The organism is Streptomyces bauhiniae, from assembly GCF_004784475.1.
In the GTDB taxonomy this organism is placed as follows: Bacteria; Actinomycetota; Actinomycetes; order Streptomycetales; family Streptomycetaceae; genus Streptomyces; species Streptomyces seoulensis.
Genome location: NZ_SRRT01000011.1, coordinates 134,524 through 146,795, shown reverse-complemented (window position 1 = coordinate 146,795; position 12,272 = coordinate 134,524). Strand labels below are relative to the sequence as shown.

General features: G+C 70.9%; 11 protein-coding genes. 6 read left to right on the top strand and 5 right to left on the bottom strand.

What is annotated here, in order from left to right:
* Positions 1-353: 353 nt before the first annotated feature.
* Positions 354-1,643: a hypothetical protein gene (locus E5083_RS29815; RefSeq protein ID WP_135788781.1), complete on the bottom strand. Its 1,290-nt coding sequence runs from the start codon at positions 1,641-1,643 to the stop codon at positions 354-356.
* Positions 1,644-1,867: 224 nt separating this feature from the next.
* Positions 1,868-3,010, bottom strand: coding sequence for an ROK family transcriptional regulator (locus E5083_RS29810; protein WP_135788780.1), 1,143 nt, complete (start codon positions 3,008-3,010; stop codon positions 1,868-1,870).
* Between the two features lie 48 nt (positions 3,011-3,058).
* Here E5083_RS29810 and E5083_RS29805 point away from each other — a divergent pair, with 48 nt between their 5' ends.
* The 3 genes from E5083_RS29805 (at position 3,059) to E5083_RS29795 (ending at position 5,756) form a co-directional block, all read left to right on the top strand.
* Entirely contained in the window at positions 3,059-4,132 is a 1,074-nt protein-coding gene (locus tag E5083_RS29805; RefSeq protein ID WP_135788779.1) for a Gfo/Idh/MocA family oxidoreductase, read from the top strand.
* Positions 4,132-4,605 carry a heme-degrading domain-containing protein gene (locus E5083_RS29800; RefSeq protein WP_135788778.1) on the top strand — a complete coding sequence of 158 codons (474 nt, stop codon included), beginning with the start codon at positions 4,132-4,134 and terminating at the stop codon, positions 4,603-4,605. The genes E5083_RS29805 and E5083_RS29800 overlap by 1 nt, the downstream gene beginning before the upstream one ends.
* Before the next feature lie 269 nt (positions 4,606-4,874).
* A complete protein-coding gene (locus E5083_RS29795) occupies positions 4,875-5,756 on the top strand; it encodes an LLM class F420-dependent oxidoreductase (RefSeq protein WP_135788777.1) in 882 nt (293 codons plus the stop codon).
* A 20-nt stretch (positions 5,757-5,776) separates the two neighbouring features.
* Here E5083_RS29795 and yidC read toward each other — a convergent pair whose 3' ends face one another.
* Entirely contained in the window at positions 5,777-6,469 is a 693-nt protein-coding gene (gene yidC / locus E5083_RS29790; RefSeq protein WP_135788776.1) for a membrane protein insertase YidC, read from the bottom strand.
* Positions 6,470-6,570: 101 nt separating this feature from the next.
* Complete coding sequence (locus E5083_RS29785; protein WP_135788775.1) at positions 6,571-6,906, bottom strand: DUF6412 domain-containing protein; 336 nt, start codon at positions 6,904-6,906, stop codon at positions 6,571-6,573.
* Between the two features lie 177 nt (positions 6,907-7,083).
* Here E5083_RS29785 and E5083_RS29780 point away from each other — a divergent pair, with 177 nt between their 5' ends.
* Positions 7,084-8,097 (top strand): SEC-C domain-containing protein, encoded by a 1,014-nt coding sequence (locus E5083_RS29780; protein ID WP_135788774.1) that lies wholly within the window; start codon positions 7,084-7,086, stop codon positions 8,095-8,097.
* A gap of 82 nt (positions 8,098-8,179) precedes the next feature.
* Positions 8,180-11,329: a DEAD/DEAH box helicase gene (locus E5083_RS29775; RefSeq protein WP_167513667.1), complete on the top strand. Its 3,150-nt coding sequence runs from the start codon at positions 8,180-8,182 to the stop codon at positions 11,327-11,329.
* 30 nt (positions 11,330-11,359) lie between these two features.
* On the opposite strand, the gene E5083_RS29770 is transcribed toward E5083_RS29775, so the two are convergent.
* On the bottom strand, positions 11,360-11,764 hold the full coding sequence (locus E5083_RS29770) for a DUF2267 domain-containing protein (protein ID WP_135788773.1): 405 nt from the start codon (positions 11,762-11,764) through the stop codon (positions 11,360-11,362).
* A gap of 186 nt (positions 11,765-11,950) precedes the next feature.
* On the opposite strand from E5083_RS29770, the gene E5083_RS29765 reads away from it, so the two are divergent.
* Positions 11,951-12,253, top strand: coding sequence for a hypothetical protein (locus tag E5083_RS29765; RefSeq protein WP_135788772.1), 303 nt, complete (start codon positions 11,951-11,953; stop codon positions 12,251-12,253).
* The last annotated feature ends 19 nt before the right edge of the window (positions 12,254-12,272 follow it).

Below are 12,272 nucleotides of genomic sequence, written 5' to 3'. Positions count from 1 at the left end.
AGGGTAGTTAGGGGGGAGGGGTTGCGGGGGGTGGGGGTGGGGTGGGTTGGGGTGTTGGGGGAGGTGGGGGGCTTGGGGTCAGGGGCGTTGGGGTGTCGGGGAGGCTGGAGGGCTGGGGGGCGACTGACGGGTCGGGGGCGGCGGGGCTTGGGGGTCCGGGAGGCCAGGGGTTTGGGGGGAGGGTGACCGGCCGGGGGGGGCGGCGGGGCCTGGGGGTCCGGGAGGCCAGGGGTTTGGGGGGAGGGTGACGGCTGAGGCCAGCGGGGCTTCGGTGTCGGGGGAGGCCGGGGGCCTGGAGGGCGGCTGACCGGCCGGGGCGGCGGCGGGGCCGGGGAGCTGGGGGGCGGCTGGTGTCAGCGGCGTTTGCGGGTCAGGGTCAGGGCGGCGGTGCCCAAGAGGATGAGGAGGGCGGCTACGGCTGCGAGGAGGGCGCGGGGAAGGGGGCTGCCGGTGTGGGCGAGTTCGGGGAGTTGGGGGTCGTCGGGGTTCTCGGTGTCGTACGAGGTGGACGGGGAGGGGGCGGCGGGAGCGGGGGTGTCCGGGGCGTACGGGTCTTCGGGGGCCGGGGTGACGCCTGCCTCCGTGGTGTCGGGGGCTCGGGAGGGGCTGACCGGGGTGCTGTCGGGGTCATCGGGGTCGGTCGGGTCGGGGGTCTCGTCGGGGTCGGCCGGGTGAGCGGGCTCGTCGGTGCTCACCGGGCGGCCGGGGTCGTCGGTGTTGAGCGGGCGGCCGGGCTCCTCGGCGTTCCCCGCACGGCCAGGCGCCTCGGTGTCCTCCGCGCGGCCGGGCTCCTCGGTGCCTACCGGGCGGCCGGACTCGTCGGTGTCCTGCGGACGGGCGGGTTCATCGGTGCCTACCGGGCGGGCGGGGTCCTCGGTGCCCGCTGGGCGGCCGGCCTCGTCCGCCCCCACCGGGCGGCCGGCTTCGTCCGTCTTCGTCGGGCGGGCGGGCTCGTCCGTGCCCACCGGGCGGCCCGCTTCGTCCGTGGCCGTCGGGCCGGGGGGCCGGGTCGGCGGGGCGGAGCCCTTCGTGCGGGCGGGGTCCGGTTCCTCGCCGTCGATGTCGAAGACGTAGTCCTCGGACTCCCCCACCCACTCCCCGTCCTGCCCCCGTCGCTGGACCAGCGCGGCCTTGGCGGTGACGTGGTCGGCGTACGCCTCGGAGGTGATCATCAGGCGGAGCCTGACCGTGACCGTCTTGCCGGGGGCCACGGTGTACCCGGCGAACCCGTCGGCCCCGACCACGCCGACCAGCTCCTGGTGATCGGTGCTCTCCAGCCGTACCGGGCGCCGCTTGCGTCCGTCGTAGAAATCGAGTTTGGCCTGCGACGGCCGCAGAAGACGCTCGTCGTCGACGAGGACCACCACCGGATGAACGCCCGCGCACGCCTGCGCCCCGGCGTTGACGAGGTCGATGTACCAGGTGCCGGGCGCCCCGCCGGCCCGGTAGGTGTCGGGGCCGCCGTGAATGCGCGTACCGAGCGGGAAGGACCCGTCGTCCCCCGCCACACAGGGCGCGACGGCGGCCGCGGACGACACGGGCGCGAGCGCGGTGACCGCGACCAGACAGAGCGAGGCGGGGAGGGAGGCGGACGCGGAGCAGCAGCGGGGCAGGGACGACGACAGGGCCGAGGACAATCGCATGAACACATGAACATGCCGGACCCCCGCCTCCGCGCCCCGCGCCACTCCGGGCTCGCCCCCAGCTCCGCCCGATCAGTGGACCTCGGCTCCGCCAACCGGCAGGCCCCGTCTTGCGGGGGGGCGCGCGGGTCAGGCACGCACTCCCCCAAGCTGCGGTGTCGTCGCCCCCTCCGCCTCGCACCGGACCCAGCCCCCAGAGGTCCCGCCGACCCGGCGGAAACCCCCTATCCCCCCGCCCTCCCGAACACCGGCGCCAACAACAACTGCCCCGCCCCCACAGCCACCACCCCCTCCCCGCCCGGCGCAACCCGTACCGGCACCGCGTCCCCGAGCACCCCCTCCCGCCGGGCCCGCGCCGCGAGTATCCCGGCGACCCCCTCGACGTACGCCTCCGGCGCCGAAGCGACCGTCCGCCCGCCGAGCAGGACCCGGTCGATGTCGAGCAGCCCGGCCAGATTCCCGGCCCCCACCCCGAGCACGCGCGCCGCCTCCCCTGTCTCGCCGCGCCCGACGGCCGCCAGGCACAGCGCCTCCAGGCACCCCCGGTCCCCGCACTCGCAAAGAGGCCCGTCGAGCTGGATGACCTGGTGTCCGAACTCCCCGGCCCCGGTCCGCGCCCCCCGGTGCACGCTCCCGCCGATCACCAGGCCCGCGCCGAGGCCCGTACCGAGGTGCAGGTAGGCGAACGACCCGCGCTCGCCCCCCGCCGCCAGCCCGAGCGCCGCCGCGTTGGTGTCCTTGTCGACCACCACGGGCACCCCGAGCCGCCCGGCGAGCGCGTCCCGCAGCGCGAACCCCTCCCACTCGGGGAACCCGGTCACCCGGTGCAGCACCCCGCCGACGTGGTCCAGCGGACCTGGCAGCGCGACCCCGACCCCGAGCAGCGTCCCGGCGTCCGCGAGCCCCTCGCCGCCCAGCACCTCCGTGACCAGCGCGGTCACCTCGTCCGCGACCAGCGCGAGCACCGTCTCCGCCCCGCCGCCGAGGCCGGTGTCACCGCGCCGTTCCCCGACCACGGTGCCGTCGAGATCGAGCAGCACCACCCGCAGCTCGTCCCGGTCCAGGTGCACGCCCACCGCGTGCCCCGCCTCGGGGACCAGGCGCAGCACGGTGCGCGGCTTGCCCCCGGTGGACGCCCGGCGGCCGGCCTCGGCGGCGAAGCCGTCCTCCCGCAGCCGCGCGGTGATCTTGCTGACGGCCTGGGGAGTGAGTCCCGTGCGCTCGGCGAGTTCGAGCCTGCTGATGCCCTCCGCCCCGGCGCCGCGCAGCAGATCGAGCACGAGTGCGGTGTTGTGCGACCGCACCGCGAGCAGATTCGCTCCCGCCGGGTTGCGCCCCGTCCTGTCAGTCCTGTTCACGGGGTCCATTCTCCCCGCCGCTTGCACTTTGGCAACAGCGTTGCGAAAGTAGGACTCATGACTGGTACACCCCTCCGCGTCGGCCTGATCGGCTACGGCCTCGCCGGCTCCGTCTTCCACGCCCCGCTGATCGCCGCCACGGACGGCCTCGTCCTGGACACGGTCGTCACCTCGAACCCCGAGCGCCAGGAGCAGGCCCGCGCCGAGTTCCCGGACGTCCGCGTCGCCGACACCCCGGACGAGCTGTTCGAGCGCGCCGGTGAGCTGGACCTGATCGTCATCGCGTCCCCGAACAAGACGCACGTACCGCTCGCCACCACCGCCCTCAAGGCCGGTCTGCCGGTCGTCGTGGACAAGCCGGTCTCCGGCACCGCCGCCGAGGCCCGCGAACTGGCCGCCCTCGCCGACGAGCACGGGGTGCTGCTCTCCGTCTTCCAGAACCGCCGCTGGGACAACGACTTCCTCACCCTGCGCAAGCTGCTGGCCGACGGCGCGCTGGGCGACGTCTGGCGCTTCGAGTCCCGCTTCGAGCGCTGGCGCCCGCAGCCCAAGGGCGGCTGGCGCGAGTCCGGCGACCCGGCGGAGATCGGCGGCCTGCTGTACGACCTCGGCAGCCATGTCGTCGACCAGGCCATCACCCTGTTCGGCCCGGTCACCGAGGTGTACGCCGAGGCGGTCGTCCGCCGTGACGGCGCCGAGACCGACGACGACACCTTCCTCGCCCTGACCCACGCGAACGGCGTCCGCTCGCACCTGTACGTCTCCGCCACCACCGCCCAGCTCGGCCCCCGTTTCCGGGTGCTCGGCTCGCGCGCCGGTTTCGTGAAGTACGGCCTGGACCCGCAGGAGGCGGCGCTGCGCGACGGCGCCCGCCCCGGCACCGAGGCCGCGTGGGGCGTCGAGGAGGAGTCGCTCTGGGGCCGGCTGGGCGCCGGCGAGTCCCCGGTCACCGGCGGCGGCACCGCCGTGGAGACCGTGCCGGGCGACTACCCCGCCTACTACGCCGCCGTCGCCGCCGCCGTGCGAGGCACCGGCCCGAACCCGGTGACCGCACTGGAGGCCGCCGAGACCCTCGACGTCCTGGAGGCGGCCCGCCGCTCCGCCCGCGACAAGGTGACGGTGACGCTCTGATGGCGCAAGCGCAGGACACTCCGAGCGTGGCGGACCTGGAGGCGCAGGAACAGCGCCTGGTCTTCCGTACCTTCACCCACGACGACGCCTGGGCGCTGGGCTCCCTCCTGGTCGAGCTGGGCCGGGAACGGCAGGCGCCGATCGCCGTCGACATCCACCGCGCGGGCCAGCAGCTCTTCCACGCGGCGCTGCCCGGCTCGACCCCGGACAACGACGCCTGGATCGCCCGTAAGCGCCGGGTGGTGGAGCGCTACGGCTCCGCCTCCTACCTGGTCGGCTCACGTTTCCGCGCCAAGGGCACCACCTTCGAGGACTCGTCCCGCCTCGACCCCGACCGCTACGCGGCACACGGCGGTTCCTTCCCCATCACCGTGGAAGGCGTGGGCGTCATCGGCTCGGTGACCGTCTCCGGCCTCCCCCAGATCGAGGACCACCGGCTGGTCGTCGAGGCGCTGGAGCGGTTCCTGGGGTAGGGCCTGTCCGGCGGATCAGGGTGCGGGAAGAAAGGGTGCCGATCGATCCCGGTGAGCGGGGTCTGGTGCGTCCAGGTGCAAGGCGGAGGAGGGCGTCGACGCGGAGCGTCGGCAACCGACGACAACGCCGCAGATGGGCGTGCCAGGCCCCGCGTCCGCGCCATGATCCGCCGGACAGGCCCTAATGATCCCCGCGCGGCTCCCTCCGGTCAGGCCCGTCGTGCACGACGATCGTTCGTGCACGACATCCAGCCGGAGGGAAAGATCCGATGAGCGACTCGACGAGCGGGAGCATCTCCAAGGCGGAGATCGGCCAGTACGGCGTATGGAGCCTCGGCCTGCGCAACGAGGACCCGGGCCGGCGCGGTGAGATCGGGGAGGCGGCGGCCGAACTCCAGGAGCTCGGCTACGGCACCGCCTGGCTCGGCGGCTCCAGCGCGCCCGTCAACGCCCTGCCCCTGCTGGAGAAGACCGACCACCTGGTCGTCGGCACCAGCATCCAGAGCATCTGGCAGTACGAAGCCCGCGAGAGCGCGGCCGGTTACGCCGAGGTGGAGTCCGCGCACCCCGGCCGCTTCCTGCTCGGCCTCGGCATGAGCCACGCCAAGCTGGCCGAACAGTACCGGCGGCCGTACTCGGCGCTGGTGGAGTACCTGGACGAGCTGGACGCGGCCGGTGTCCCGGCCGGGCGGCGCGTCCTGGCGGCGCTCGGCCCGAAGACCGTACGGCTGGCGGGCGAGCGCTCGCTGGGGGCGATCCCGTATCTCGTCACCCCCGAGCACACCGCGCGGGCCCGCGAGATCCTCGGCCAGGAGCCGCTGCTGGCGCCGGAGTTCGGGGTCGTACTGGAATCCGACCCGGCCCGCGCCCGCGAACTGGCCCGCGGTCACCTGGAGATGTACCTCCAGCTCCCCAACTACACCACCAACTTCCAGCGGCTCGGCTTCACCGAGGACGACCTGCGCGACGGCGGCAGCGACCGGCTGATCGACGCGCTGTACGCCTGGGGCGACGACGACACCATCCGCGAGAAGGTGAACGCCTTCCTCGCCGCGGGCGCCGACCATGTCGCCCTCCAGGTCGTACAGGAGGGCTCCCCCGACGAACTGCCCCGCGCGGCCTGGCGCAAGCTGGCGGGCATCCTCCTCTGACCGCCCCCTCCCCTGGCCGCTCACGACAGCACCGCCCGCTCCACCGCGCTCCACGTGCTGCTGGTGACGACGTAGAGCGCGGCGGCCAGGGGGACGACGGCCACGGTCACCAGGGTGAGAAAGGACAGGAACGGCGCCACCTTGCCGACCGCACCCTGGCCCGGAACGCCTGTCTGTACGGGGTTCTCGGCCGCCGCACGCCTGGTGCGCCGGAAGTTGACGGTGGCGACGGCCGCGACGACGGCGAAGAGGGCCAGGTAGACGAGGTCGGCCCCGCCGAGGATGCCGCCGCTCAGGGCGTCGGTCCAGTGGCCGGCGAGCGGGGCGGCGAGGAGGTCGTGGTCGAGGAGGGTGTTGGGGCCGTCTCCGATCGTGGCGTTGGAGAACAGGTGGTAGAGCAGGAAGAACGCGGGGAGTTGAAGCAGGCCGGGCAGCAGGCCCGAGAACGGGGAGACCTTCGCCTCGCTGTGCAGCTCCAGCACCGCCCGCTGGAGCCGCTCGGGATCGCGGGCGTGCTTCTCGCGCAGCTCGGTGATTCTGGGCTGGAGCGCGGTGCGGGCCCGCTGGCCCCGGGCGGCGGCGCGAGCGAGGGGATGGGTGGCCAGCCGGACCAGCGCGGTGAACAGGACGATCGCGGCGGCGGTCGCGGAGGCGTGGCAGAACGGCTGGAGCAGGTCGGCGAGTTGCTCGACCAGCCGGGCGAAAACGGACATGGGTGACCTCCGTACGGGGTGACGTCGTGCGGGATGCGGCCGGGAACGGCCGATGGCAGGACGACCCGCGCGGGCGGGGCGGTGAGACGGGTGGTGCGGCCCTACGCGCAGGTCGTCGGCAGGACCCGGCCGGGCGCCCGTGGCCTGCGGCGCCCCCTCGCGTCGGGGTCGCGCTGCACCAGGAACGCCGTACGGCGGGCCCTGTCACGTATCGCGGTGCGGACGCGCGTCGGCGGGACGGCGGGGACGCGGCGGGCGGTGAGGACCGTACAGAGGGCGAGCGCGGTGCCGGCGGCGGCGGTCGCGGCGAGCGCGACGGCGGTGGTGAGGCCGCCGGAGCCGAGCGGGGCGGCGTGGAGCAGCAGGAGTTGGACGATCAGCGTGGCCACGGCGAGCAGCGGCAGCAGGGCGCGCGTGACGGGCACAGGACTACGCATCACCGCCACCACCCCCCTTCTCTCCCCTTGCCCCCATGACTACGGGCTGTACAAGCCCGTTCACCCCGTACAACGCCCGGTGTTCCGGGCCGGTTCCCGATCTTCGTCGCGAGTTGGAGAAATCTCCTCGTCGGGCGCCCTCCTCGGCTGTCACCCCTCGGCAGTACGGTGTCATGCATGCGCCCCGACACGCCTGCCGAGAACGTCGACCACACCGCCGAAGCGGCACGCCTGGAGCGGACCGCCGGCCTGTACCCCGAGGACGCGGAGGCTTTGCTGCTGCGCGCCGCGGCCCACCTGGAACTGTCCGGCGCCCGCCCCGCGGCGACCGCGCTCTACGACCGACTGCTGTCCTCCGCCGGCCCGCTGGAGCATCCGCAGCTCGTCCGCGCCCTGAAGGCGGCGAACCTGTGGGAGTACGGCCACGAGGCCGAGGCGCGCGCGATCATCGACGGCATCCGCACGGCCGCTCCGCGGGATGCGGCGCCGTGGGTGATCGTCGCGGAGGCGCTGGAGTCGCACGACGAACTGGAGGCGGCGCACGAGACGTTCCACGAGGGCGCGGTCCTGCTGCTGACGGACGCGCCGGAGCCGCCGTACGCCACGCACCCGCTCCTCTTCGGCCGCCACCGGGTCCGCCGCATGCTGGGCCTGCCCCACGACACGTGGGACGCCCTCGCCGACACCCTTCACACCTCCCCGGTCTCCCTGGACGAACTCCACGACCCCAAGCGCGTCTGGTCCCTCGGCTCGGAGAACCCCGCCGAACTCGAGGCCGAGATCTCCCGCCTCCGAGCGGAGCTGTCCACGGCCCGCGAGGCCCTCTCCCGCCCGTACCCGGTAGCAGTCCTCCACTGGCCCTCCGCGGAACTGACCGAACTGGTGACGGCGTACCCGGCCCTGCAATCGGAGTACACCTCCCACACCGACCACCTGGCGACCATAGAGACCTCCCTCCGAGAACTCTCCACCTCCGGCACCCCGAACCTCGGCATCGTGACCGGCACAGTCCCGTCGTACGAGGCGTTCGCAGCATCGGAGGGCGCGTCCCCGGCGGACCCTGCGCTGCTCCCGGAGTACGCGACGACGCTGGCGGCGCGGGGGTTGGCGGTGGCTTGGCCGCCGCAGCGGGGGGCGGGGTGTTGGTGCGTGAGCGGGCGGGATTATGCGGAGTGCCACGGGGCGCAGTAGGACGCACTGACCACCCCTTCAGCCGTTGTCAGTCGTGGCTGTTACAACTAATCCACATTGACAGGCGCCTGAGGGGGTTGCAGTGGCAGAGGCAAAGGGACCGGCAGAGCCGGTTGCTGGTGTTTACGAGAAGCTGATCACTCAAGACGACGAGCGAGAGCTCAAGCAGCTTGAGGCTCTGGGCTGGAAAGCCATCAACACAGAGGTCAGCGCGGAGTCCACGCCCCATGTGCTTGCTCGGCACATCGGCGCGATGGTCACCCAAAGGTTGATCCAGCTACCTCCGGAGCAGCGGGTTCCGTTCGCTAACGAGCTCCTGGCCTCGCTTGCCGCCAAGGGCACGCCCGAAAGCGAGGCGGAGCCGGTCAGCGCCCTCCTCGAGGGCCCGCAGCAACTGCTCGCGCTGGCCAAGCAGGAGGCTCCGGGGGCCTACTCCGTCCGGCCGCTGACTCCGCTGTCTGAGGCATCTCTACTGACGAATTCACCCGAGGACCTGAGCCTCGGCACCGAGCTTCGAGCAGAGCTTGCCACCGCCGACCGCATTGACCTGCTGTGCGCCTTTGTGAAGTGGTACGGGATACGAGTCCTTGAGGACGCCTTGCGCGCTGCCAAGGAACGCGGTGTGCCGATTCGGGTCATCACCACCACATACATGGGCGCCACGGACCGCCATGCCCTTGACCGCCTCGTACGGGACTTCGGCGCCACGGTGAAGGTCAACTACGAGATCCGGTCCACCCGCCTCCACGCGAAGGCATGGCTCTTCCGTCGCAACACGGGCTTCGACACCGCGTACGTGGGTAGCTCGAACCTCTCTCGGGCCGCGCTGCTCGACGGGCTCGAGTGGAACGTGCGTCTGTCGTCGGTGGCTACGCCGGCGGTGCTGGACAAGTTCGAGGCGACCTTTGACGCGTACTGGAACGACACTGCCTTCGAGACCTACGACCCTGACCAGCACGGCGCGCGCTTGGACGAAGCGCTAGCGCAAGCGAGCGGAACTGGCTCCGGCACGGACCTGAAGATCAACCTTTCTGGTCTCGAAGTACGCCCCTTCCCGCACCAGCGGGACATGTTGGAGCGCCTCACGGTCGAGCGGGAGCTTCGCGGACGCCACCGGAACCTTCTTGTTGCTGCCACTGGCACGGGCAAGACCGTGATGGCCGCCCTTGATTACCGCGGCTTGCGTAAGAACTTCGAGGGTGGTCAGCCCCGACTCCTCTTTGTCGCCCACCGCAAGGAGATCCTGCGGCAGTCTCTCCGCACCTACCGCGAAGTGCTCGATGACGGATCGTTCGGCGAGCTTCTGCATGGCGGCCAGGACCCGCGCGAGTGGAACCACGTCTTCGCCAGCGTCCAGTCTCTCAATGTGCAGCGTCTTGAGCAGTTGGCTCCTGACCACTTCGACATCATCGTGATCGACGAGTTCCACCATGCCACCGCATCTACATACCGGCGGGTCATCGAGCACTTCACGCCCAAGGAGTTGCTGGGGCTGACGGCCACACCCGAGCGGATGGACGGACGTAACGTCCAGGATGAATTCTTCGATGGCAGGATCGCGGCCGAAATGCGCCTCTGGGAAGCGTTGGAAAATGACCTCCTCTGCCCCTTCCACTACTTTGGCGTCCCCGATGGCACGGATCTCACGAACCTGAACTGGCAGAAGGGTTCGTACACCGACCAGGACCTCGACAAGCTCTACACGGGCAATCACGCTCGCGCTCGCATCGTGGTGAAGCAGATCCAGGACAAGGTCTCCAACCCAGGCTCCATGCGGGCGCTCGGCTTCTGCGTCACCAAGGCCCACGCGCACTTCATGGCGGGCTTCTTCCGCGAGGCCGGATTCCAGGCAGTAGCACTCGACAGTGACTCTTCCTCAGACGCCCGCGCCCAGGCACTTGCCGATCTCCGTGATGGCAAGCTTCAGGTGATCTTCTCCGTCGACCTGTTCAACGAGGGACTCGACATCCCCGACGTCGACACTCTGCTTCTACTCCGTCCGACCAACAGCGCCACGATCTTCCTTCAGCAGCTGGGCCGAGGGCTGCGGCGCACCGAGACCAAGCCGGTACTTACCGTTCTCGACTTTATCGGGCAGCACCGGGCCGAATTCCGCTTCGAGGAGCAGTTCCGGGCTCTGACTAATCTGACCCGGAACCGGCTGGTCGATCACATCGAGCATGACTTCCCGCAGCTCCCGTCGGGCTGCCAGATCATCCTGGAGGGGAAGTCCAAGGACTTCGTCCTGGACAACATTCGGACCCAGCTCGGAGCCACTGTGAAGACCCTGGTCAAGGAGGTGAAGTCCTACCACACGCCTCTTTTGGCCGACTATCTGCGAGAGAGCAGGCGCGAGATCAAGGAGCTCTACAAGAGCGACAACTCCTGGACTGCGGTACTACGCCGCGCAGGGTTCCTCGAAGAAACTGCTCCCCCTGCGGAGGCCGCGCTACTGAAGCGAGTCCACGCCTTTCTGCACGTCGATGACCCGGAGCGAGCGGATGCCTATCATCGGCTGCTCCAGGATGACGCTCCCACCTATGAGGAGCTTGGCCCCCTCGATCAGGCTTACGCTCGCATGCTGTTCTTCAATATTTGGGACAATGCTGGCGGCTTCACCAGCTACCAAGACGGCCTGGAGTCTCTGCGCCCATTGACGGAGTTCCGTGATGAGCTGCGTCAGCTACTTACGTATGTCATGGAGCGAACGGACCACTTCCCCCTCTCCCTCTCCGGGCGCCTGAGTCAGGTTCCGCTGAAGGTGCACAGCGCCTACAACCGCTCCGAGATCCTCGCTGCGCTCGGTGTGGCCCGCCTCGGTGGCCAGATGCCGCGCTCGTTCGCGCAGGGGGTGCAGTGGGTCGATGAATTGCAGACGGATGCGCTGCTCATCACCTTGGAGAAGAACGAGAAGGACTTCTCCCCCACCGTTCGGTACCGGGACTACGCGCTTAGCCCGACGCTCTTCCACTGGGAGTCACAGAACGCCACGGCTGCCGACTCTCGCACGGGTAAGCGCTACCAGCAGCATGAAGCGTTGGGCAGCGAAGTCCTTCTCTTCATGCGGCGGTACAAGAACACCGACATAGGCAAGTCTCAGCCCTGGATGCTGCTTGGGCCGGCCACATACGACACGCACACCGGTAGCAAGCCGATGGCCATCACCTGGCGTCTCAAGCACGAACTGCCGGCGGATGTCTGGACGTACTCCGCGGCCGTCACGGCAAGCTAACTCGTCCGTCCCGCGCCACGGATTTGGCGGCTACGCCACCGCCGCCAAATCCGCCAGGCCGAACAGCAAGGCGTAGCCGGGCGGAAGTTGGGCGAGGAGGCGGGCAGTTTGGGGCGTGCCCAACTGCTGGGCCAGGGCCGTCAGGACTGAGGTTACGTGCCAGCGGGCTGTTGCTGGGGTTGCGTTTTCGATGTGGGGGGCCAGGGACTCTACGAACTCGCGTGCCGACAGGGGGCGGGGGGCGAGTGGGGTGGAGAGGGTGGCTTCCAACGGGAGTAGGGCTGTCAGCTCGGCGCGTTCGGTTGCTGGGAGGTGGGCGGACAGGGCCAGTAGGACGGTGTGGGTGACCGACTCCGCTTCTGCTGTGCTGCGGTACTGGCCCACCTCGCGAACCGCTTCCGTCAGGGGTCTCGGCTGCATGGTCGTCACGGTCATCGTGGGGGCTCCTCTTCCGGGACGTCGGGACAGCGAAGCTCGGATGCCCCGTGATCGCGGGGGCATGGGGGAGGTTTTCGGCCACTTCACGCGTGGGCGACCCGGTCGGTACGTGCTTCGTGTCGCGCGTTAGCCTCGGCGGCAGGTGTGCCGAACACGGCATACGGGGACGACAGGAGACAAGTCATGGCCAAGGTTCCTGGCGCGGTGGTCGCCGCCACCGGGCTCGTCGGTGGGTACGGCGTCGCTCGCTGGACCAAGAAGCGGCCGCTCGGCGGGGTCGTGCTGGCCGCCGCCGGCGCCCTTGCCGCCCGCGAGTGGAACGCCCGAGCCGGGGCCCCTACGGCCGCCGCCCTGACCGGTGCGTACGTCGCCGGCTTCGCCGGCTCCCACCCCCTCGCCAAGAAGATCGGCGCCTGGCCCTCCGTGCTCGGCGTGGCCGGCGCGGTAGCCCTCGCCTCCTGGGCGTTCGCCGACCGCCGGAGCTGAACACCACGTCCCCCAGTCG